The organism is Dyella flava (assembly GCF_016904955.1).
GTDB lineage: Bacteria > Pseudomonadota > Gammaproteobacteria > Xanthomonadales > Rhodanobacteraceae > Dyella_B > Dyella_B flava.
Genome location: NZ_JADIKE010000031.1, coordinates 18,378 through 40,542, shown reverse-complemented (window position 1 = coordinate 40,542; position 22,165 = coordinate 18,378). Strand labels below are relative to the sequence as shown.

Annotated in this window: 15 protein-coding genes; 7 read left to right on the top strand and 8 right to left on the bottom strand. The window is 61.7% G+C overall.

Features of this window, described 5'->3' with window-relative positions:
- Positions 1 to 31 precede the first annotated feature (31 nt).
- Positions 32 to 607, bottom strand: coding sequence for a BON domain-containing protein (locus ISP19_RS06755; RefSeq protein WP_204680602.1), 576 nt, complete (start codon positions 605 to 607; stop codon positions 32 to 34).
- A 570-nt stretch (positions 608 to 1,177) separates the two neighbouring features.
- Here ISP19_RS06755 and ISP19_RS06750 point away from each other — a divergent pair.
- From ISP19_RS06750 to ISP19_RS06735, 4 genes are all read left to right on the top strand, one after another.
- Positions 1,178 to 3,655: a hybrid sensor histidine kinase/response regulator gene (locus ISP19_RS06750; RefSeq protein ID WP_204680601.1), complete on the top strand. Its 2,478-nt coding sequence runs from the start codon at positions 1,178 to 1,180 to the stop codon at positions 3,653 to 3,655.
- Entirely contained in the window at positions 3,656 to 3,799 is a 144-nt protein-coding gene (locus ISP19_RS06745; protein WP_204680600.1) for a hypothetical protein, read from the top strand. It begins immediately after the preceding gene.
- A gap of 182 nt (positions 3,800 to 3,981) precedes the next feature.
- A complete protein-coding gene (locus tag ISP19_RS06740; protein ID WP_204680599.1) occupies positions 3,982 to 4,716 on the top strand; it encodes a response regulator transcription factor in 735 nt (244 codons plus the stop codon).
- A 215-nt stretch (positions 4,717 to 4,931) separates the two neighbouring features.
- Positions 4,932 to 5,390, top strand: a complete 459-nt coding sequence (locus tag ISP19_RS06735) for a PA2169 family four-helix-bundle protein (protein ID WP_204680598.1) — start codon at positions 4,932 to 4,934, stop codon at positions 5,388 to 5,390.
- Between the two features lie 119 nt (positions 5,391 to 5,509).
- Here ISP19_RS06735 and glgX read toward each other — a convergent pair whose 3' ends face one another.
- From glgX to glgA, 7 genes are read right to left on the bottom strand one after another with little or no spacing between them, the layout of a single operon-like run.
- A complete protein-coding gene (glgX, locus tag ISP19_RS06730; protein WP_204680597.1) occupies positions 5,510 to 7,651 on the bottom strand; it encodes a glycogen debranching protein GlgX in 2,142 nt (713 codons plus the stop codon).
- A gap of 18 nt (positions 7,652 to 7,669) precedes the next feature.
- On the bottom strand, positions 7,670 to 7,903 hold the full coding sequence (locus tag ISP19_RS06725) for a DUF2934 domain-containing protein (RefSeq protein WP_204680596.1): 234 nt from the start codon (positions 7,901 to 7,903) through the stop codon (positions 7,670 to 7,672).
- Positions 7,857 to 10,595 (bottom strand): malto-oligosyltrehalose synthase, encoded by a 2,739-nt coding sequence (treY, locus tag ISP19_RS06720; RefSeq protein ID WP_204680595.1) that lies wholly within the window; start codon positions 10,593 to 10,595, stop codon positions 7,857 to 7,859. Before treY ends, ISP19_RS06725 begins: the two co-directional genes overlap by 47 nt.
- The gene (gene malQ / locus ISP19_RS06715; RefSeq protein WP_204680594.1) at positions 10,592 to 12,574 is read right to left on the bottom strand and encodes a 4-alpha-glucanotransferase; all 1,983 of its coding nucleotides are present in this window, start codon (positions 12,572 to 12,574) and stop codon (positions 10,592 to 10,594) included. The genes treY and malQ overlap by 4 nt, the downstream gene beginning before the upstream one ends.
- Positions 12,558 to 14,375 carry a malto-oligosyltrehalose trehalohydrolase gene (gene treZ, locus ISP19_RS06710; protein ID WP_204680593.1) on the bottom strand — a complete coding sequence of 606 codons (1,818 nt, stop codon included), beginning with the start codon at positions 14,373 to 14,375 and terminating at the stop codon, positions 12,558 to 12,560. The genes malQ and treZ overlap by 17 nt, the downstream gene beginning before the upstream one ends.
- Complete coding sequence (gene glgB, locus ISP19_RS06705; RefSeq protein WP_204680592.1) at positions 14,372 to 16,600, bottom strand: 1,4-alpha-glucan branching protein GlgB; 2,229 nt, start codon at positions 16,598 to 16,600, stop codon at positions 14,372 to 14,374. The genes treZ and glgB overlap by 4 nt, the downstream gene beginning before the upstream one ends.
- Positions 16,597 to 18,042 (bottom strand): glycogen synthase GlgA, encoded by a 1,446-nt coding sequence (gene glgA / locus ISP19_RS06700; protein WP_204680724.1) that lies wholly within the window; start codon positions 18,040 to 18,042, stop codon positions 16,597 to 16,599. The genes glgB and glgA overlap by 4 nt, the downstream gene beginning before the upstream one ends.
- A gap of 493 nt (positions 18,043 to 18,535) precedes the next feature.
- Between glgA and ISP19_RS06695 the strand changes: the two genes are divergently transcribed.
- Genes ISP19_RS06695 through ISP19_RS06685 form a run of 3 tightly spaced genes read left to right on the top strand, consistent with a single transcriptional unit; the run spans position 18,536 to position 22,163 of the window.
- Positions 18,536 to 21,010 (top strand): mechanosensitive ion channel family protein, encoded by a 2,475-nt coding sequence (locus tag ISP19_RS06695; protein ID WP_204680591.1) that lies wholly within the window; start codon positions 18,536 to 18,538, stop codon positions 21,008 to 21,010.
- Between the two features lie 30 nt (positions 21,011 to 21,040).
- Entirely contained in the window at positions 21,041 to 21,910 is an 870-nt protein-coding gene (locus ISP19_RS06690) for an alpha/beta fold hydrolase (protein ID WP_204680590.1), read from the top strand.
- A 10-nt stretch (positions 21,911 to 21,920) separates the two neighbouring features.
- On the top strand, positions 21,921 to 22,163 hold the full coding sequence (locus ISP19_RS06685) for a hypothetical protein (RefSeq protein ID WP_204680589.1): 243 nt from the start codon (positions 21,921 to 21,923) through the stop codon (positions 22,161 to 22,163).
- Positions 22,164 to 22,165 lie beyond the last annotated feature (2 nt).

Genomic DNA, 22,165 nt, shown 5'->3' with positions numbered 1-22,165 from the left:
TGGAGCCCAATCCATAGGGTTCACCGAACGTTTATTCGTCACCCCAGCGGGGATATTCGTGCTCACCGCGAACGGTAAGCCGGTTGCGAATTTCGTTCACGTCAGGGATCAGTTCTATCGCTTGTTCGATTCCACTGCGCAGCTCGGCTTCGTTGACGGCGCCATCGAGTATCACTACGCCGTTCTGCACCGTGATGTCGATCGAAGTGGCGTCGGCATCCCTCAGTCCGGTGATGATGACGTTGATGTCATCGAGAATGGCCAGGTCATTGCGCGCGCTGCTTTCGTCCACTTCCTGTAGCGGGTCTGATGGATCGTCTGCCGACAGGCTTTCGAGCAGGTCGTGCGGTGCGTCCTCCTCTTCCAGGTAGGACGCTTCATCGTTGGTGTACTCGTTATAGGCGCCCTCCGCAGGCGTCAGGCGTTCGATGCTGTAGTTGGGGGCATCGAGGCGCAGCGGACCTTGCGATGGCTCTTCCGGATCGCGCAGGCCGAGCCGTTCGGAGGTTTTTTTCATGTAGGCGCCGAAGGATGCGTGTGCCGCTGCCGCCCGGCGCTTGGCCTGACCCTGTGCCGCGTGGGTTTTTGCATGGGCTTTCTTTTTCACCGCACTGCTGCTCGATATCAATCGGATGAAGCACGTTATCAAGCGTGCTGTTGCCGTGCGGTGAACCAAATGTAGGTATCGAACACGGCAACCATGGATAACGTGAATGCCGCTGTTGACAATAGTTATCCGATGTTTTCACAGCGGCAGGTCTAGCGTATCTTCTGTGCGGAATTCATGCGCCAATGGCCTGCCAGGCGAGGGGCTTCCACGGTCGAAGCGGTGTCCTGGATGGCAAAAGCAGGCTATGCGGCGTCGTTGCGCTGGCTGATTTGGAACGCTCCAGGTCGCATTCGCTCAAGGCGCCTATTTCCCAGCAGGTGTCCGGTCTTGACTGATCGCTGCGACGCGAGGCATCGGTAAATCAACCTATAAACAGTGGGCCGGTCGCCGGTTTGGTGTCCCGGCTGTGCAGCGTTGGAGCAGCGCGTGAACACATCGTCAGAAGAAGGCGCATACTTGGAACCACGTCGCGAAACTGTCGATGGGTCCCGGCCGGCGATTCTTTTTAGGCATCAGATTCACAGGCATTTCACCAGTGAACTGGGCATCGTTTCTCGTGAGAAAACGATGTCCAAAACTCCTGCGGGAGGCACCAGCGTGATACGAAAAACGCCGCCCATCGCATCTGCTGACCGCGTGTTTCAGACGATTCCCGCGCAAGCATTGCTGGAGGTTTTGCCGGTACCCGTCTATGTCACTGATGCGCAGGGACGCATCATTTTTTTCAATCCCTCCGCGCAGGCGTTCGCCGGACGCGAACCCGCATTGGGCGAGTTATGGTGCGTAACGTGGCGCATGTTATCGCCCGATGGAACGCCACTTCCGCACGATCAATGCCCGATGGCGATGGCCTTGCACGAACGCCGGCCGGTGCGCGGCATGGAAGCGATAGCAGTGCGGCCGGATGGATCACGCGTTCGATTTATGCCGTATCCGACACCGTTGTTCGACGAGCAGGGCGAACTTGTCGGCGGTATCAATGTTCTCATCGAGCTGGCCGAACAGGAGCATGCGGAGGCGGCGCTCTTGCAGTCGATGTCGGTGCGCCAACCAGCCACGCCCGAGCAACTGCTGCAGGAAAACACGATGAAGGAAAGTCTTCACCGCTCCGAGCGCGACTTTCAGCTATTGGTGCGTAGCGTCACGGACTACGCCATTTTCATGCTGGATCCAGATGGCCACATCATCAGTTGGAACAGCGGCGCGGAGAGGATCAAGGGTTATTGCGAAGAAGAAATTCTCAACCAGCATTTTTCGCGCTTCTACACGCCCGAGGATCGGGCCGCCGGCGTACCACAATTTGCGTTGGCCAAGGCCTTGCATGATGGGCGCTACGAAGCGGAAGGCTGGCGTGTACGCAAGGATGGCTCACGCTTCTGGGCCAACGTGGTGATCGACCCGGTGTGGGATAAGGATGTGCTGGTGGGCTTCGCCAAGGTCACGCGCGACGCCACCACGCGGCGCGACACGGATGTGGCGCTGATGGAGAGCGAGCGCCGGGCTCGCGGCATCATCGACACGGCGCTGGATGCATTCGTGCAGGTGGATGAAACCGGCGGTATCACCGAATGGAATCCGCAAGCCCATGCACTGTTCGGTTGGTCACGGGAGTCGACGCTTGGAAAGAATCTTCCGCAGCTATGCTTTCCGCCCGGCGATCGATCCACCGTCGAATGGTTTGCCGCCGCCTTGCGCGGCGAGGTGCGGCATCCGACCCATCAGGTGATGGTGATCGATCGCGTCAAGCGCCGTTTTCCGGTGGAGTTGAGCATCAGTACGCTTGCGCTCGCCTCCGGCCGGCTGATGAATATTTTCATCCGTGATCTGACCGACAAGATCCAGATGGAAAATCAATTGCGACAGGCCCAGAAAATGGAAGCCATGGGCCAGCTGACCGGCGGTATTGCGCACGACTTCAACAACATCCTGCAAGGCATCAGTGGTTCGCTGGAAGTGATGGGGATGCTGGGCGCGCACGGGCAGCCGGAGCGTGCCGAAAAACATTTGCGCAATGCCCTGGAAAGCGTCAAGCGGGCCGCATCGCTCACCCACCGGTTGCTGGCTTTTGCGCGCCGCCAGTCGCTGGATCCACAACCGATCGATGTCGTCGCGCTGCTCAGCAGCATGACGGAGCTGCTACGGCAGACCATGGGTGAGCAGATATCGCTGGAGCTTGGTCTGTCGAGCGATTTGTGGGGGGTGCACTGCGATACCAATCAACTCGAAAACGCGATCCTCAATCTTGCCATCAACGCGCGCGACGCGATGCCCAACGGTGGCCGTCTGCGCATCGATGCTGAAAATGCACTGGGCCACGACCCTGAGAAGATCGATACGGAAGCCCCCGAGCAACCGTACGTGCGGATAACCATCACCGATACCGGCGTCGGCATGAGCGATGAGACCAGGCAGCGCGCCTTCGATCCGTTCTACACCACCAAGGCGGCCGGAGAGGGAACCGGGCTGGGTCTGTCCATGGTGTACGGTTTCGCACGTCAGTCGCGCGGCTACTGCACCATTGACAGCGAACCGGACGAGGGCACCAGCGTCAAGCTGTATCTGCCGCGCTATATCAGCAAGGTGCAGCATGCTCCGGTGCCGGAGCGTGTCAACAAGCCGCACTTCGTGCAAGGCGAGCATATCCTGGTGGTGGAAGATGAGGCGGTGATTCGCGGCGTCATCACCGAGGTGCTTTCCAATCTCGGCTACGACATTACCCAGGCGGTGGATGGTCTGGAAGGCGTGTCGATCGCGGTATCGGACTATCCCATCGACCTGATCGTCACCGACATCGGACTGCCCGGCGTAAATGGCCGCAGCGTGGCGGAAGCGGCGCGCGAGCGCCGTCCCGGCTTGCCGGTGCTGCTGATCACCGGGTACGACGCGAGCGCCGCCAGCAATCCCCTGGATCTCGCCCCCGGCACCGCCTTGCTTTCCAAGCCGTTCACCGTCGACAAGCTGCGCGAGCAAGTCAGCCGGCTGCTTGAATGGCGGCGTGAGCAAACATCGTCATCGCAATCCGACGGAGAAGTCGTGCAAAGTTGAATGCTCGATACATCGGTGGACGAATCCAGGCAGTACAAGCTGGCCGGCGCGCGTGAAAAGGCCGGCGGTGGCGAGCATGTGCGCCAGGAACAATATGTCGCGACAGGTAAGCAAGGTGGCGACGAAACCCACGAACAAGCGTGAAGACTGATCAGCAGTGCCATAAAAATCGCTGAAGAATCGGCCTTTATTCCCCAGGGGCGGGAAACCGCTCCTAACCATTTTTTTGTATTTATTACACGTTACCTATGCGTGCTCATCACACAAGACATGCGGTTGCGGGGCTAGGCTTGACCTTCCGGTGACATAAAATCTGCGAGGGCGTTATGTTTCGTTCAGAAGAACATACGGGAATATTGCTGCTTATCGAGGATAGCCGTGAAGTCGCCGAATCCGTGGGTGACTATCTGGATTGCTGTGGTTATTCAGTCGACTTTGCCGCCGACGGCATCAGCGGCCTTCACCTTGCGGTAACCAACAGTTACGACGCGATCATCCTCGACCTGCGCATACCGGGCATTGACGGGCTGGACGTCTGCCGCAAGCTGCGCGGCGACGCCAAGAATTCCACCCCCATCTTGATGCTCACCGGCCGCGACCAGCTTGAGGACAAGCTGATGGGCTTGCAGGCCGGCGCCGATGACTACCTGGTCAAGCCGTTCGAAGTACGCGAGCTGGAAGCGCGGCTGCGCGCCTTGATTCGCCGCGACCGGCGCCAGGTTTCCAGCGAGATGCTGGTAGTGGGCGATCTGGCCTTCGATACCTCCACCTTGCGCCTGATGCGCGGTGGCAAGGAACTCACCGTATCGCCGATCGGCCTGCGCATCCTGGGCATTCTCATGCGCGAATCGCCGCGTGTGGTCAACCGCCGCGACATCGAGCGGGAAATCTGGGGCGATACCTTGCCCGATTCCGACACCTTGCGCTCGCATCTCTACAATCTGCGCAGGGTGATCGACAAACCGTTCAACCGTCCGCTGTTGCATACCATTCATTCGGCGGGTTATCGGCTGGCGGATCTCAATGACGAAGGCGGTGCCAAAACCTTCGCCGCCGCTTGATTGAAAATCGCTGCCGCCGGCAGCGTGGCTAGAGCCCATCAGGTACGTCTCCGCGGTTGGAACGGAAACGTACTTGATGGGCATTTTGTTTTTACAAACAGCTTATTCCTCACGCTGGCGTGCTTCACTCACTACATGTTCACTTGTTTAGCACTCGTCATGAACGCTTGTTACGCAGAATTGTGTCTTTCCACAACACGCGGAGAAAAGCGGACATGGGACAGCGGCACTATGACATTCGTGTGCTCAATCGTCTGATCAGCTTCACGCTGGACAGCGCGGCGGATTGCCGAAGGGCCATGAGCGACGTAAGAAGCGCCGAGTTGACGTACGCATTTCGCGGCCGATGCAGGGAGCGGCTGGTTGTCTCAAGCATGTTGCGCGAGCAGGTCGATGCGATCGGCGGCGATCCCAGCGACGACGGAACCCTCAGGGCTGCCTTGCAGCGCGCGTTGAGTAATCTCTATTACGCGCTTCACGGTGGCGACTGGGTGGTCGTCAGGCAGGTCGAGCACCAGGAAAGCAAGCTGAGAGAGAAGTACGACAGCGTACTGAATAGACGACGGCTTTCTCAGAAGCCCTACCAGACAGTGTTGCGCGCCTACGAATCCCTGCGGGCCGCGCGCGAAGAACTTGCGATACTCAAGCGGGTATTTCCGCCAGGCCGACATTGAAGGTCAGAAGAGGGAGGAGTTAGAAGTGAGGAGTGAGAGAGCATGCTGTCAATCTCCGCAAGGTTCGAGCTTGCACTCTCACTCCTCACTCCTATCTCCTCTCTCTGGCCTTCGAGACTTCAGGCCAAGACGGGTGGATGCACTTTGTAAAGCATCAAGCTGCGCCCCTCCAGCATGACGCTGTTGTGATCCGATGAAGTTGATTTGCGCGAGCCGGTCGCACTGCTCAGCAACAGCCGCCATTCGGCACGTGGCGGAAGTTTGGGCAGCTGGAATGACATCGGCTCGTAATGCGCATTGACCAGCAATAACAAGGTGCTGTCCGCGCCCGGTTTTTTTACACCGGTGGGCTTGGCCCGTCCGTCCAGCAACATGCCCAGGCAATACGACCTGGGATCCTTCCAGCGTTCTTCGTTGAATTCCTGGCCGTCGGGCGTCAGCCAGGTGACGTCTTTCACGCCGGTTTCTTCTTCGGCGACGCCATGCATGAAGCGGTTGCGCCGTAGCAGCGCATGATGCAGGCGCAGGCGCGTGAGGCGCCGCACGAAGTCGGTGAGCTGATGGCATTCGGCGGCGGATTCCCAGTTGAACCAGGTGATCTCGTTATCCTGGCAATACGCGTTGTTGTTGCCACCCTGGCTGCGTGCGAATTCATCGCCGGCCAGCAGCATGGGTGTGCCCTGGGCGAGCAGCACGCTGGCGAGCATGTTGCGCATCTGCCGGTTGCGCAGGGCGTGAATGTCCGGATTTTCGGTCGGACCTTCTTCGCCGTGGTTCCAGCTAAGGTTGTTGGAGGAGCCGTCGCGGTTGTCTTCGCCGTTCGCTTCGTTGTGCTTGTCGTTGTAGCTGACCAGATCATGCAGGGTGAAGCCGTCGTGCGCCGTGACGAAATTGATCGATGCATACGGCCGCCGGCCGCGCTGATCGAAGATATCGGCCGAACCGGTCAGGCGCGTGGCGAAATCCGGCAGCCGGCCTTCGTCGCCGCGCCAGAATGCACGCGTCGAGTCACGAAAGCGGTCATTCCATTCGGACCAACCCGGTGAAAACTTGCCGGACTGATAACCGCCCGGTCCGATATCCCACGGCTCCGCGATCAGCTTCACGCGTCCCAGCACCGGGTCTTGCCGGCAGGCATCGAGAAAGCCGCCACCCTGGTCGAAGCCGTGCTCTTCGCGCCCGAGAATGGTGGCCAGATCGAAGCGAAAACCGTCCACGCGCATCGCGGTGGTCCAGTAGCGCAAGGAGTCCATCACGGTCTGCAGCACGCGCGAATGGCTCAGGTCCAGCGTATTGCCGGTGCCGGTGTCATTGACATACAGGCGGCGATCTTCGGCAAGTCGGTAGTAGGTGGCGTTGTCGATACCACGCAAGGACAGTGTCGGGCCCAGATGGTTGCCTTCAGCGGTGTGGTTGTAGACCACGTCGAGAATCACCTCCAGCCCCGCATCATGGAAATGCGCCACCATTTCCTTGAATTCATCCACCGTATTGCTGGCCATGTAGCGCGGATGCGGCGAAAAGAAACTGAGCGTGTTGTAGCCCCAGTAATTGCGCAGCCCCTTGCCAAGCAGGTTCTTGTCGTCGATGAAGGCATGCACCGGCATCAGTTCGACCGAGGTCACGCCGAGTGAACGGATGTAATCGACCACGTCCTGATGCGCCAGCCCGGCGAAGGTGCCGCGCAAGACTTGCGGCACGCGCGGGTGCAGCATGGTGTAGCCGCGCACGTGCATTTCATAAAGGATGGTGCGGTCCCACGGCACACCCGGCCAGTAGTGCGTGCCCCAGGTAAAAGCCTGATCGATCACGCGCGACTTGGGCATGTAGGGCGCGCTGTCGCGTTCGTCGAAACTCAGGTCCTCGTCGGGATGGCCGATGGTGTAGCCGAACAAGGCGTCGTTCCATTCCAGCTCGCCGACCACCTGCTTGGCATAAGGATCGAGCAGCAGTTTGTTCGGATTGAAGCGGTGCCCGGCATGCGGTTCGTAAGGTCCGTGCACACGGTAACCGTACAGCTGTCCGGGCCGCGCATCGGGCAGGTAGCCATGCCAGACTTCGTCGGTGTACTCGGGCAGGGTTATCCGCTCGGTTTCCTTGCCGTCATCATCGAACAGGCACAGCTCTACCCGGGTCGCGTGCGCGGAAAACAGCGCAAAATTCACGCCAAGACCGTCCCAGGTGGCCCCCAGCGGGACGGGGAGTCCCTCTCTCAGAGTGGCGGCATGTGATGCCGTTACGCTGTCCCGGCTTGCACGCATAGGTTTGCTCATTGTCGATCAGTCATGCGTCTTTGTTTTGGCCTTTGCCTTTGCTTTTGGCGAAGGCGGCGCTTTTTCTTCGTTGTGCTGGTTGCGGAGTTCGGCCTGTCGCTCTTCAGCCAGCACCAGTTTCTCTGCCATGTGCCAATGACGCAGCGCCTGGCCCGAAGGACAGCCCTCGGATTCCCAGATCCGATGGGCGATTTCACTGATCCGGCGTTCTCGTTCGGCGGGGGAGGGTTTGACACTCATCGGTTTGACTCGCGGGAATCAGCACGGCGACCGGCCATTCGGAAAGCAATTCGGCGATACGCCAACCGGATGCCTGAACGTCGTGCTTCCGGTAGGTAAATAGATCAATGTAGGTGCAGGCGACGTCATGATCGGCCGCTCTTACACGCGTATTTTTCCAAAAGCTTGCATCAACCAGAGGCAGGTCGCGTTTATCCATATACTGCGCGCACAGGCGCGGCACAACCACCAGCAGCCGCTGGCCGCCATGCTGCCGCACAAACGCCAGCACATGCCGGCGCCGCGCGCCGGTCACTGCCAGCGGCAGATAGGAGCCCTTGGCGAACAGCTCGGGCGACAGCTTGCGCAACTGCAGCAGGCGATGAATCCAATGCTGCTTGATGATGCCGTTGCGATAGTCGCGCAGCAGTGCGGCCGGATCGTGCGTTTGCGCCAGCGTGTCGGCCCGTGCGCGATAGTCGACGGCGCGCCGATTGTCCGGATCGACCAGCGATTGATCCCAGTATTCGGTGCCCTGATAAAGATCGGGCACACCGGGTGCGGTATGGCGTAACGTCACGGCAACCAGTCCATTGAGTGCGCCGGCCGCATCGAGTGCGCGGGCTGCGTTGCACAGTTTTTGCCGCATGTTGATGTACGGCTCGGAGAGCAGCAGATCCTCCACCAGCCGTTCGCAAGCCGCTTCATAAGCCGGGTTGGGCGAGATCCAGCTGGTCAGCAGTTTTGCTTCACGCTGCGCCTTTCGCAGCCACTCGGTGATGCGGCAGGCGAACACGCGCATGGCCGGTTCATCATTGCGATCCAGCGTCAAAGGCCACGCAGCGAGTATCGTCTGCAGCAGCATCCATTGCACCGGCGGCGGCACCTGCGTCCGATCGCGCAGTTCGCTGGAACAGGCGCGAACGAGCGTCACGTATGGCCGCGGCTTCTCGCCAAGCGCATCCAGCCGTGCACGCGTGTCTTCGCCGCGCTTGTGATCGTGCGTGGCGGTGGCGAGCAGCGCGCTTGGCCAGCGGATCGCGCGATAGCGCATGGCGGTATGGAAGCTTTCCGGTTCCGGCTGCTTCTGTCCCGGTGCGCCGCCCACTTCGTTACGGGCAAGCAAGACGCCATAGCGATAGAAGGCCGTGTCCTCCACCGCCTTGGCGCTCAGCACGGTGGAAAGCTGTTCGAAGCGATGTCGGAACAGCTGCAGCGGCTGGGCCTGCGCGGGCGGCAGGGTATGCTGGTCAATCTCGAGCAGATAGCGTTGCAGCAGGGCACGGACCGCCGCATAGTGCGACGCGCCCGCTTGGTCCGCATGCCTGAAAGCGAGTTCAAGCATGCAGCGGTCGATCTCGTTCAGCTCGCCATCGCCCAGGTAACTTCGGTAGACCGGCATGCATTGGAGCAGCTCGCCCAAGGCGTATTGCAAGGCCGCCAGGGTGATATCACCGTGTACTGCGGTGGCCGCCAAGAACTGATGAAAGGCGCGCACGCAGCGCGACAGTTCCGATACCAGCGAGGTTTGCAGCAACTGCCGTCGCGCAATGCTTTCTTCCACAGCGAAGTCGGCCGGGCGCCCGCTCAGCCGCGCCCACGCCTTCTCCAGGATGGCGTAGCCGACCGGGTCGTGCAGCAGGCTTTCCAACTGCTGCATGAAGTCATAACCGGTGCTTCCGTCCACCGGCCAGTCCCGTGGCAGGCTTTCGCCGGGGATCAGGATCTTTTCCACGTGCACGGTGGGGCGACGATGCAGGTCGTGTTGCGAGCATTGATCCAGTCGCTGGCGAAGTCGCTGCAGATAGTGTCCCGGCTGGCTGAGGCCATCAATATGATCGATGCGCAGGCCGTCGATGGCGCCGCTTTCCATCAAGCGCAGGGGCAGCGCATGCACGGCGTCGAACACCTCATCACGCTCCATGCGTAAGGCGACCAGCGCATGGATGTCGAAGAAACGCCGATAGTTGAGCACCTGATCGCCACTGCGCCACCACGCCAGCCGGTAGTGCTGCCGATCGAGGAACTTGCGCATCAGCAAGGCATCGTCATTCACCTCGCGCAGCGCGTAATCGAGTGCGGCCTGGGTCGATGCCTCCTGCATGGAGCGTCGCACGGCGTCGAAAACGTCGCTGCCTTGAATCGGCGCGGGCAGGGTCACGCCGGCGCGCTGAAACAGCCATTCCAGGCCGGCTGCGGATATCGGCAACATGCTGTGGTCGAGCCATAGACCCACGCAGGTGCCGCCGATGTGCCGCGCGATCTTCAGCCGCTGGTTTTCAATCGCCTCGCCCAGTGGCACGTCGAGCCAGGGCAGCCACAGTTTCCCTTCGGTCTCGGGAGCGTTCCATTCGATATCGAAGTAAGCGGCGTAGTGGCTGCTTTCACCGCGCGCCAGCACATCGTTCCACCAGACATTGGCGAGGTCGGCCGCCATGTGGTTGGGCACGATGTCGAGAATGGCGCCCATGTCGTGGGCATGCAGTATTTCGACCAGGGTGGTGAGACCCGCTTCACCGCCCAGCTCGGGATTCACCGTCATGGGATCGATCACGTCGTAGCCATGCGTCGAGCCCGGACGGGCGGTGGCGATCGGCGACATATATATGTGACTGATCCCCAGTGCAGCCAAATAAGGGACCTGGGCGGCGGCGGCCGCGAAATCGAAATCGCGATTCAACTGCAGGCGCGCCGTCGCCCTTAGCGCCGTCACGGCGGCATGCCTCGCTGCGGTTTTCGCTCCATCCGCTGCAAGGCCGATTGCAGCGTGGCATCACCGGTGACCGGCAGGCGATGCCGCCAGTTGGGATAGCCATGCACGGTTCCGGGCAGATTGGGCTGTTCCTTTCTGCCCAGCACGTCTTCGACCGGAATCAGCACCAGCTGCGCGGGCGTGTCGAGCACGTAGTCCATGCAGGCCTGATTGGCGAGCACGGGCGAAGCTTGTAGATGATCGTCTCGCCATAAGGCCAGCGCCTGGTCGAGCTTTTCAACACTGGCAAGGCGCTCCTGTTGTTGTTTGATGCGCAAGCTTTCCGGCCATCCCTGCACCACGGCGCGTTGCTCGATATCCAGCGCCGCACGCCAGCCGAGCAGGGGCGGAAGATCGTGCGTGGTGGTGGTGGCGATGGCGTCCCGGCGCCATTGCGGCGGCGGGAGAAATTCACCGGCCGCGTCGCGCATGAACAGCAATACATCGGTACCGAGCACGCCGCGTGCGGCCAGCTGATCGCGCATGCCTGCCGGCACGGTGCCGAGGTCTTCGCCGATCACGATGCATTGATGGCGCCATGACTCCAGTGCCAGCAATCGCAGCATGTCTTCAGCGGGATACCGCAGGTAGCCGCCGTGCATGGCCGACGCACCCTGCGGCACCACCCAAAGACGGCACAAGCCCAGTATGTGGTCGATGCGCAGGCCGCCGCCCCGGGCCATGTTGGCGCGCAGCAGGTCGATGTAGTGCTGGAAGCCGGATGCCTGCAAACCCCAGGGCGAATAGGTGCTGATGCCCCAACACTGGCCGTCGGCATTGAAGGCATCCGGCGGCGCGCCCAGCTCAACCCCTTTGAGCATGCTGTCGCGATAGCTCCATGCTTCGCTGCCGGTGGCGTCGCAGCCTACCGCCAGATCGTGGATCAGCCCGATGCGTTGCCCGGCATCCAGGGCAAGGTGCTGTGTGTCGAGCCAGCATCGTGCGGCCAGCCATTGCGCAAATATCTCGAACTCCATTTCGGCGCGAAACGTGTCGGGAAGTGCACGGGCCGAGAGCGTGCGCGGATCGTCTGCCCGCGTACCCTGGAGGATTTCACGTGCAACCGTTCGTGCATGAGCGCGCAGCGGTTCGCCTTGGCGCTCCGTGAAGGTGAGCAGGTCGTCATGCAGGGGGCCGGGCGTTTCCGTGAATTGCGCATGCAACTGTTGCCAAAGCATGCGCCGCAGCGCGTACGCCAACGGCCAGTCGACCAGGTTGGCGGATTGCGCGTGTTCCCATTCCGCGACAATGCCCGCGCGCGCCAGGGCATCACGCACCGCATCCGGGCCGAGGATCTGCGCGGGATCGGCGTAGACCCAATCCAGAAAACCACGATGCGACGGCGTATACGGGCTGTAAACCGCAGCCGTGCGTTTTGTGGCATGCATCGGGCTGAGCGACAGGGCATGGCCACCGGCTTGCGCCAGTGAACGCGCAAGCGCGGCGACGGCGCTGCTGTCGCCGAGGCCGCCGTCACCATCACGGCGCAAGGCATAAACCTGTGCGCTGAGTCCCCAGCTACGTGCATGCTTGGCGGCCAGGCGATCCGCCACGCCGAAGCATCGCGGAGGCGCCACCGCCAGCCGCATCTGGCTGGAGGCGTAGTGCAGGTCGTAATAGCCATGCCGATGCGGCGCCTGAAAACGGCCATGTTCGTTGATACGCACGGCATGCTTGCTGCCCATTTCGTCGCACAGGATCGCCGATATCACCTGGCCGGACGGCGTCGGCACCTGCACGCTGCCGCCCATATCCGCCGTCAGCATGCCGATGTTTGCGTACTTGCGTGCTCGCCCGCGCTGACAGCTTTGCGGCCACTGCAAGGCATCGAGCAAGCCTTGCAGCGTATGCTCAGGAAGCTGTCGAGATTGGCCGTAAGCGTCGGTCCAGCTCAGTTCGATACCGGCCGCGCGGGCGCCGGCTTCAAGCGTCAAGCTCATGACCCTGATCACGCATGAGACTGGCCGATACGATCGCCGAATGAGCGGGCAATACCTCCGGTTGCCTGAGCGCATCCTGAGGTTCGATCCAGATCGTCTCAGTGTCGGCAGCCCGGCTCCACGGCACGTCACGCGAGGACACGTTCAGGGCAATTTCCCAGATGCAGCCATCGGCAAGACGCCAGCGCGCCACCAGGGCGCGGTCGGCCAATACCGTGCAGCCGATCGCGCGGCTGTGTTCCAGGCGACTGATCAGGTGCGCCTTGCGCAGATAGAGCAGATGGCCGAACCAGCGTTTCCAGATTCTGGCCAAGGCGGGATTTTCCACGCGCGGAACGGACGCCTCGAAGGTGCCCAGCGCATTCGGGTCGGGAATGCGTTGCCGGCGCTCCCGGTCGGTGAAGCCGGAAAAATGGGCAAATTCCTTGCGCCGTCCTTCGCGCACCTGTTCGGCCAGTTCATCCTGATAATCGGTGAAATAAAAGAACGGTGACTGGCAGCCCCATTCTTCGCCCATGAAGAACAGCGGCACCATCGGGCAGAGCGCGATCAGCACCAGCGCCGCGCGCAGATCATCTTCCGCCACCAGGCTGGCCATCCGTTCGCCAAGCGGACGATTGCCGATCTGATCGTGATTCTGCAGAAACAGCACGAACGAGGTGGGTGACAGACCATGGCCGGACTCGCCGCGCCGGATGCCGCGCCGGTCGGGCTGTCCCTGGAAAACGAAACCCTCGCTCAGCACGCGCGCCATGCTGGCGGTGGGATCCGGATGAAAATCGGCGTAATAGCCTTCGCGCTCATTGGTCAGCATGACGTGCAAGGCGTTGTGCCCGTCATCGTTCCACTGCGCGTTGTAATGCTCGCGCAGCAGCGATGCGCGGTTGTCTTCGTTCTCCACCACCAGGAAAACCTGGCGTTCCGGCGGGCACGAGGCGTGCACCACGACGCTCAATTCATCCAGAAAGCTGCTGGGCTTGATCGTATGCACCGCGTCCAGGCGCAGCCCATCGAAGCGGTATTCATGCAGCCACATCAAGGCGTTGTCGATGAAATAACGCGCCACCTGCGGCCGGCGGAAATCGATGGTGGCGCCCCACGGCGTCTGCACGTCATGACGGAAAAAAAGGCTGGCGTAGTGGGGCAGGTAATTGCCGGCCGGGCCGAAATGGTTGTAGACGACATCGAGCATCACCGCCATGCCCAGGCGGTGCGCTTCGTCGATCATTGCCTTCAAGGACGCCGGCGAACCGTAGCTGGCATCGGGCGCATAAGGCAGTACACCGTCATAGCCCCAGTTGCGCTCGCCTTCGAAAGAGCCGATGGGCATCAATTCGATCAACGTATAGCCGCAGTCCGCCAGGCCCGGCAACGCCCTGCGCACGCCATCGAATCCGCCCATGGCACCGACGTGGATTTCGCAGATCACGGCGGTATGCCAGGGCATGCCTTGCCAGGCGTTTTGCTGCCAGGCGTAGTCGAGCGGGTCGACCACCAGACTGGAACAATGCACACCTGCCGGCTGGGCGCGCGATGCCGGATCAGGTACCCGATGCTTGCCGTCGATCAGATAGTTGTAGCGCGTTCCCGCCTCGGCGGTGACCACGAGCGAGTAGTTGCCGTCGCTATCGGGAAGCATGGGATGCACTGAGTTGCCGATCACTACATCCACGCTTTTGGCATCGGGCGCCCACAGGCAGAACCGCACCAAGTCGTTGTCGAGCAGCCGGGCGCCGTACATGGGGCCTTCGTAAACGGCGCCGGTGGCGGGTCGAACCTGAGTTTCGTGCATGGCGTTCATGCGGGGCTGCCCTCCGCCCGAAGAATCAATGTGGCTAGCGGTGGCAGACGCAGATTGAGTGAAAAACGGTGGCCTCGGCAGGGCATCTCGTCGGTGTGGACCTCGCCGGCGTTGCCGACATTGGAGCCGCCGTAATAGCTGCTGTCGGTATTGCAAACCTCGCGCCACGCGCCGGCTTCCGGCACGCCGATGCGGTAATCGGAGCGAACCTGCGGGGTGAAATTGCACACCACCAGTATCGGGGCCGCGCCCTCGCCGCCGTAACGCAGAAAGGCGTACACGGAAGCATGGCTATCGTCGCCGACCATCCAGGCAAAGCCGGCCGATGCATGATCGCAGCGGTGCAGGGCGGGCTCCTCGTAGAGCAGGCGATTGAGATCGCCGACCAGCCGCTGCACGCCCAGATGCAGCGGATCTTCCAGCAGATGCCAATCCAGCGATCGATCGTGCTGCCATTCGTTGCGCTGTGCGAACTCGCCGCCCATGAACAGCAGCTTCTTGCCCGGATGGGCCCACATGAAGCCGAAGAACGCGCGCAAGTTGGCGAATTGCTGCCAGCGATCACCAGGCATGCGCGAAATCAGCGAGCCTTTGCCATGCACCACTTCGTCGTGCGACAGCGGCAGCACAAACTTTTCCGAATAGGCGTAAATCAAGCCAAACGTCAGGTCATCATGGTGATAGCGCCGGTAGAGCGGATCATGTTGGATATAGCGCAGGCAATCGTGCATCCAGCCCATGTTCCATTTGAAGCTGAAGCCAAGGCCGCCGTCTTCAGGGGTGTTGGTGACGCCGGGCCACGCGGTCGATTCTTCCGCGATCACCATCACGCCGGGGTGCTCGCGCGCGATAAGGCTGTTCAGGTCGCGCAGGAAGGCGATCGCCTCCAGGTTCTCGCGACCGCCATGCGCATTGGGGATCCATTCGCCCTCGGCGCGGCTGTAATCACGGTAAAGCATGCTGGCCACCGCATCCACGCGCAGCCCATCGATATGAAAACGATCCAGCCAGGCCAGCGCGCTGCCCATCAGGTATTGGCGTACCTGCGGCTTGCCGTAGTTGTAGATCAGGGTTTTCCAGTCCTGATGGAAGCCCTCGCGCGGATCGCCGTGTTCGTATAGCGCCGTGCCATCGAACATGCGCAAGCCGTGTTCATCGGCAGGGAAGTGTCCGCTGACCCAGTCCAGGATCACGCCGATGCCCGCCACGTGACAGGAATCGACGAAGCGGGCAAAGGCATCGGGCTCGCCCATGCGTGCCGTCGGTGCGTACATGGCGGTGGGTTGATAGCCCCACGAACCGCCGAACGGGTATTCGTTGACCGGCAGAAATTCGATATGAGTGAAACTCTGCGCTTGCACATACGGAATCAACTGCTCGGCCAAGGCATCCCAGTCGAGCCTTCCGCCTTCGGCATCACGTCGCCATGAGGTGGCGTGCACTTCGTAGATGGTCAGCGGTGCGGTCGCAGCATGCATGGCTTTGCGATGCGCCATCCACGACGCGTCATGCCAGGCGTGCCACAGCGGCGACGCCACCATCGAAGCGGAGGCCGGCGGACACTCGGTCTGCTTGGCGTACGGATCGGCCTTCAGGGGCAGCAGATGGCCATGCTGGTCCAGCAGTTCAAACTTGTAGACGTCGCCGGCCTCGATATGCGGAATGAAGATTTCCCAGATGCCTGCATCGCGGTGGCGATACATCGGATGGCGCCGGCCATCCCAGCGGTTGAAATTGCCCACCACCGACACCCGGCGCGCATGCGGAGCCCATACCGAAAAATGCACGCCCTCAATGCCATCGACTACTTTGGGCTGTGCGCCAAGCAGATCGACGGGCTTGCGCAGCTCGCCGAGGTTGAAGGCGAGCAGCGCCTCTTCCTCCAACAAGGGCTCGAACGCGTAAGGGTCCGCGATGGTTTCCCAGCCGTGCGGCCAGCGCAGGTGCAAACGATAGCTCGCCGGCTTCGCAGCAAGCGTGATCAGGTACACCCCTCCGCCGACACGCGGAACCGTCACGGCCTGTTCGCTGCCTTCCACCACGACTTCGACCGACAAGGCGCCATGGGCAATCACTGCGATCTGCCAGCGGCCCTGGTATTCGTGCAGGCCAAGCCACTCGAACGGCGCCTCGCAGCGTCCATGCTCGAGAGCGGCCAGCACATCCGCGGGAAGGTGGCCCTGGCGCGACGCCGGTGCGAGCGTGTTGTCGCTGGCGAACCTCACGCCGCCGCCTCATGCGTGCATAGCTGACGATAAATGCCCGTGTAGCGCTGGCCGGAGCGACTCCAGTCATGCCGTTCCAGCATGGCGGCGCCACGCATGGCCTCCAGCAGCAAGGGCTCGGCAAAAATCCGGAAGGCGCGCTGCAGGCAGCTGCGCAAATCGCTGACGCGGGCATGTTGGAACAGCAGTCCGGATACGCCGTCCTCGATCGTGTCGATCAATCCGCCGGTCGCATGCGCAATCGGCAGGCAGCCATAAGCCTGCGCATACATCTGGCTGAGGCCGCAGGGTTCATAGCGCGAGGGCATCAGCAGGAAATCCCCGCCGGCAAACATGCGATGCGCCAAGCCCTCCTCAAAGCCGATACGCGCCACGATCCGTCCCGGATAGCGTTTGGCCAGCGTGGTCGCCATGCGCTCGAACAGCGGGTCGCCGCGGCCGATCATCGCCAGTTGGCCACCCGCCGCGATGATCTGCGGCGCCGCCTCGTACACCAGATCCAGCCCTTTCTGATGCACCATGCGCGACACGAAGATGAACAAGGGGCCGGGCACCGGGTAAAGACCTAGCTCCTCGCGCAGCGCCACGGTGTTGTACTGCCGCCGTTCCCATTCGCCGACGGAAAAAGGTGTATCGAGCGCATCGTCCTGTTGCGGACGCCAGCTTGGATCAATCCCGTTGAGAATGCCGACCAGGCGTCCTTCATGCCGGCGTCGTGCCAGCAGCCGGTCCATGCCGCAACCGTGAACCGGATCGACGATCTGCTGCGCATAGCTCTCGCTGACGGTAATCAGGAAATCCGCCTTGGCGATGCCGCCGCGCAGATACGAGACCTGGCCATGGAAATCCAGTTCGGGTGCATGCTCAGGCACACCGATCCGGCTGACCGCCGAGGCTGGAAAAATGCCCTGGTAAGCAAGGTTGTGGATGGTCAGCACGCTGGGCGTGGACTGATGCCGCCAGTGCAGGAAGCAGGCGGCCAGCGCGCAGGTCCAGTCATTCAAATGCAACAAATCCGGTCGCCACTCGAGGCCGGCACGACCGGCGGCGATATCGGCGGCAACCGAAGAAAGGGTGGCAAAACGCAGATCATTGTCCGGCCAGCCGATGCCCTTGGCGTTGACGTAAGGCGAGCCCTCGCGATTGAACAGGACCTCATTGCAGACGACCAGCACGTGCAGGCCGTCGTCGGTTTCCAGTTCGCCGATCTCGCAAGCAGGCAGCTCGCCATGTTTGCGGGTGGCGCCCACCTTTTTCATCCGTGTTCCCGCCTCAAGCACCGCGCGATAGCCGGGGATAAGCACACGCACGTCGTGTTCGTGTGCGAGCACGCGCGGCAACGCCGCCGAGACATCGCCCAGTCCGCCGGCCTTGATGAAGTCCCGCATCTCCGAGGTGACGAACAGTATTTTCTCGCCGGGGTCGTTATCCGGACGCCGCATCGGTTCCGGCGACGTGCCGTTCGCTCGAGGTAGGCCGCTACCGTTTTTTTGAAGCGCAGCTTGCTCGCGTGGCAGCGCCACGCGTAGGGATTTGGCGTGATTCATCCAGATCGTCTCGTAGTCTTCCGCGTGACGTCCTAACGTCTTCCGGATATGCCGAGTGGCTTATGCAAAAGATATGCGCGCATACATCAAGCATTTGTACAGTGAATGATGTGGCAAAGTGAAAATCGCGCTGTCTTGCAAGGAATAAGCGGGTTTGACGTGCCTGACGAGGCATGTGGCACGACATGTTGTGTGTTCACTTCGCGCTCATACATAAAATCGCCAACCACTTTTAATCAACACAACCTTTACGCTCATCGGCGCAACGATAGATGGCGATAACTGCCGAATGCGCCATGAATTGAGACATTTCCTGCTGACGCTGCGTAAGGTCATCGCTTTGGCCGCATGCAGAGGATGTGCCATCGGGACATCGCTGTTTCTGGCCATGGCGATCGCACATGCGCAAGCGCCGAGCACTGCGACGACGCATGACAGTACTGTTGCGGCGGCATGCCCATCATCGTCCGGCCACGCATCAACATCTGGTGGAGGTTCTCCATCGGGCGCGCAGGCGGCCGTCGCATCAACCACTGCGACCAAGTCGGCGGCGACGCCGGCAGGCAAGGTTGCGGCCAGCCCGTTGCAAGCCAATGGACTGATCGCGCGCACGCTTCGGCAGATTGACCGCTGGATGAGCGGCATCGGCGCGCAGCTCGATGAGCTGCGCACCGCCTTGCTTGGCTTGTTCGCTTTGTTGGCGCGCTCGGGTGGCCGCATCAGCGATACCAATCGCCAGTTGTTGCTGCAGGTCGCCACCGCGCTGCTCGGCAGTTTCGCTGGTGGCCTGATCGTCGAATGGGGCTTGCACCGCGCGCTGAGACGCCCGTTGCGCTGGTTGACGGCGCGTGCCGATCGGGCCGAATCGAAAGGCATGGCCGAAGATGCGCGGCATGAACGGCTCCGCGCACGACGGCATCAATCCGTCACCCGGCCCAAGGCGGACGATGTGCTGGCCGGTACGCGCCCGTCACGTGACGACGTGGCCATGGTCTCCGTCATGCGCAATGGCGTCGAGCGGGTGGAGGAAGTACCGGTCGGCACCAAAAACACCGGCAACGATAAGTCCGCGCCCGGGGAGGCAGCGCAAGCATCGTCGGAGCAGGCGCAAACCGCCGCGAGGCGCCATCAGCCTTCGAGATATGTGCACGCGCTGCGCCGCATGATGTATGCCATCGGCAGCTGGGCCATGGATCTGTTTCCGCTCGCCATCTTCATGCTGGTGGCCGGGATGCTGTTGCACTGGCTGGCCGGCGGCGACGCGCGGGTTCATGCGGTGTGCAGCGATTTCATCGATGCCTATGTCACCACGCGCATCACCATGGCCACGCTGCGCTTGTTTGTCTCGCCGCTCAGCAACGGCATGCGCGTTCTGCAGACGACGAAGGACATCGCCCTTGTGCTGCAGCGCTGGGGACGGTGCATCGTGGTGCTGGTGGTGTTTGGCAACGCGATCGGCGACGCCGCGCAAACGCTTGGCGCGACGCCGCAAGGACGCGAGGCCTTCATCAAGAGCGTGGCCTTGTTCGTGCATATGACGGCGGTCGTGCTGGTCCTGCGCCTGCGTCGCCCGGTGCAGCGGGCCATTGCGGCGGCTCCCGCTGCATCCGGCGTGATGGCGGCGACGCGCAACTGGCTGGCACGGGCCTGGGTTCCATTCGCCGTGGTGCTGATCCTGGGGGAATGGATGGTATGGGCGCTGGGCGTGGAAGACGGCTTTCCGAAGCTGATCCATTTCATGGTCGTGAGCGCAGTCATCCTGATTGCCGCGCGCATCGTGACCGTGTTCCTGCAAGGCGTGCTTGGCCGTGCCTTTCATTTCGACGCCGACGCCTCGGCAACCGATGGCAAGCCTGATGTGCGCGTACGCCTGACGCAAACCTATTACCCGTTTGTGAAGTCGCTGGTGTCGACGCTGATCACCATCTGTGCGCTGGTCGTGCTGTTCCAGGCCTGGGGCCTGGACGCGTTCGGCTGGTTCGCACGCGGTGCGATCGGCCGCGGTTTGATGTCGGCCATCGTTACGATCCTGGTCGCGGCAATCATTGCCATCTTTATTTGGGAGGCGTCCAGCATCAGCATTGAACGGCGCATCGACCTATGGTCGGAGCGCGGCGACAGCATGCGCGCGGCGCGTCTGCGCACGCTGTTGCCGATGCTGCGCACCGGCCTGTTCATCGGCGTGGTGCTGGTCGTCGGGCTCACCGCGCTTAACGAGATCGGCGTCAACACCACACCCTTGCTGGCCAGCGCAAGCATCGTCGGCGTGGCGCTTGGCTTCGGCTCGCAGAAGCTGGTGCAGGATTTCATCACCGGCATCTTCCTGTTGATGGAAAACGCCATGCAGGTGGGCGACTGGGTCACCGTGGCCGGCGTATCCGGCACGGTGGAAAACCTGTCGGTGCGCACCGTTCGCCTGCGTGGCGGCGACGGCTCGCTGTACACCGTGCCTTTCAGCTCCGTCACCACCGTCAACAACACCCATCGTGGCCTGGGCAATGCCGTGGTCAACGTGAGCGTGAGCCAGGAGAACGACATCGAGCGCGCCATTGCCGAGCTGAAAAGCATCGGCGCCGACATGCGCCAGGATCCGGCCTATTGCAACCTGATGCTCAAGGACATCGAGGTGTGGGGCGTCGATTCGATGGACGGCTTCAGAATCACCTTGATCGGCCAGATCCAGTGCACCGACAGCGGACGCTGGGGCGTGCAGCGCGAAATGAATGCGCGCATCGTCAAGCGTTTCCGCGAAAAGAATATCGAACTGGCCAATCCGCGCCTGAATCTGCTGCTGACGCCCGATGCATTGAAGCCGGCCTCGCCGGGTGAGAAGGAACCGGAGCCGGACGCAAAACTTTCATGAGCAATCTTGTATCGCAAAGGAGATGACATCATGAGCATGCTAGAAGTCGAAACCGATATGCTTGGCCGCCCCGTTGAACTCTATTACGAAGACGTCGGATACGGCTTTCCAGTCGTGTTGACCAATGGCTGGTTGCTTGACCACAACATGTGGGAGCACCAGGTGGCCGATTTGCTCGACAAGGGTTGCCGCGTGATCACCTATGACCGCCGCGGCTTCGGCCAATCGTCACAGTCGCAGGGCAGCTATAACTACAACCGTTTCGCCGACGATCTTGCCCTGCTGTTGCAGGGCCTCGATCTGAATGACGTCACCCTGGTGGGTTACTCCATGGGAGTGGGCGAAGTGGTCCGCTACATGGCGCGCCACCTTGGACAACGTGTCGGCCGGCTGGCGCTGGTGAGCGGCGTGGCGCCGTCGCTGGTACGTTCGCCGACCAACCCGGATGGCGTGGACGAGTCCGTTCTCGAAAAAATGGAAGCCGATATCCGGGACGATCGCTATGAATTTTCATCCTGGTTCGCCGATCAGCTGTTCGAAGGCGACGGCGAGCCGGCGGTCAGCGACGCCACCAAGCGGTGGATCCAGGCGCAAACCCGTCATGTCTCGACCGAGGGTATGCTGGCCGGCATCCAGCTGTGTCGCGAAACCGACTTCACCGAAGAGTTGCGCGCGATCATCAATATTCCGTCCCTGGTCGTCCACGGCAGCAACGATCACCTTGCGCCGATTGCCGCAACCGGCGACCGCCTGGCCAAGGCCTTGCCGGACAGCGTGTACCGGGTCTATGACGACGCGCCGCACGGCCTGTTCGTCACGCATGCCCAAGAGCTCAGTTCCGACCTGGTGGAGCTGGTCAAGACCCCGCCCAATGTCACGCTGCCGGCCGCCAGGGTGTAGTGTACCGGCGATGCGCATCATTCCCGTTGCCAATCTGCTGGTCGAGATCACCACGGCGCAATTTCGCGAAGGCGACGATGCCCGCTGGCGCGGGCATTGGTCGGTTCATCCGGGGCCGGGCGATCTGCAACAGACCGCGGTGGCGGAAGGAGATACCGATCTCTACACCAGCGAGGAGCACGCGTATCTGTTTGCCAGCACGGAAGGCGTGGCGATCGCCAAGGACATCGCCGCCAGGCTGCCGGGGCATTAGCC

Excerpts from the sequence above, each read along its gene's own strand:
- ISP19_RS06750 (WP_204680601.1), top strand. The coding sequence starts at position 1,178 with ATGTCCAAAACTCCTGCGGGAGGCACCAGCGTGATACGAAAAACGCCG.
- ISP19_RS06745 (WP_204680600.1), top strand. The coding sequence starts at position 3,656 with ATGCTCGATACATCGGTGGACGAATCCAGGCAGTACAAGCTGGCCGGC.
- ISP19_RS06740 (WP_204680599.1), top strand. The coding sequence starts at position 3,982 with ATGTTTCGTTCAGAAGAACATACGGGAATATTGCTGCTTATCGAGGAT.
- ISP19_RS06735 (WP_204680598.1), top strand. The coding sequence starts at position 4,932 with ATGGGACAGCGGCACTATGACATTCGTGTGCTCAATCGTCTGATCAGC.
- glgX (WP_204680597.1), bottom strand. The coding sequence starts at position 7,651 with ATGCGTGCAAGCCGGGACAGCGTAACGGCATCACATGCCGCCACTCTG.
- ISP19_RS06725 (WP_204680596.1), bottom strand. The coding sequence starts at position 7,903 with ATGAGTGTCAAACCCTCCCCCGCCGAACGAGAACGCCGGATCAGTGAA.
- malQ (WP_204680594.1), bottom strand. The coding sequence starts at position 12,574 with ATGAGCTTGACGCTTGAAGCCGGCGCCCGCGCGGCCGGTATCGAACTG.
- treZ (WP_204680593.1), bottom strand. The coding sequence starts at position 14,375 with ATGAACGCCATGCACGAAACTCAGGTTCGACCCGCCACCGGCGCCGTT.
- glgA (WP_204680724.1), bottom strand. The coding sequence starts at position 18,042 with ATGCGGCGTCCGGATAACGACCCCGGCGAGAAAATACTGTTCGTCACC.
- ISP19_RS06695 (WP_204680591.1), top strand. The coding sequence starts at position 18,536 with ATGGCGATCGCACATGCGCAAGCGCCGAGCACTGCGACGACGCATGAC.
- ISP19_RS06690 (WP_204680590.1), top strand. The coding sequence starts at position 21,041 with ATGAGCATGCTAGAAGTCGAAACCGATATGCTTGGCCGCCCCGTTGAA.
- ISP19_RS06685 (WP_204680589.1), top strand. The coding sequence starts at position 21,921 with ATGCGCATCATTCCCGTTGCCAATCTGCTGGTCGAGATCACCACGGCG.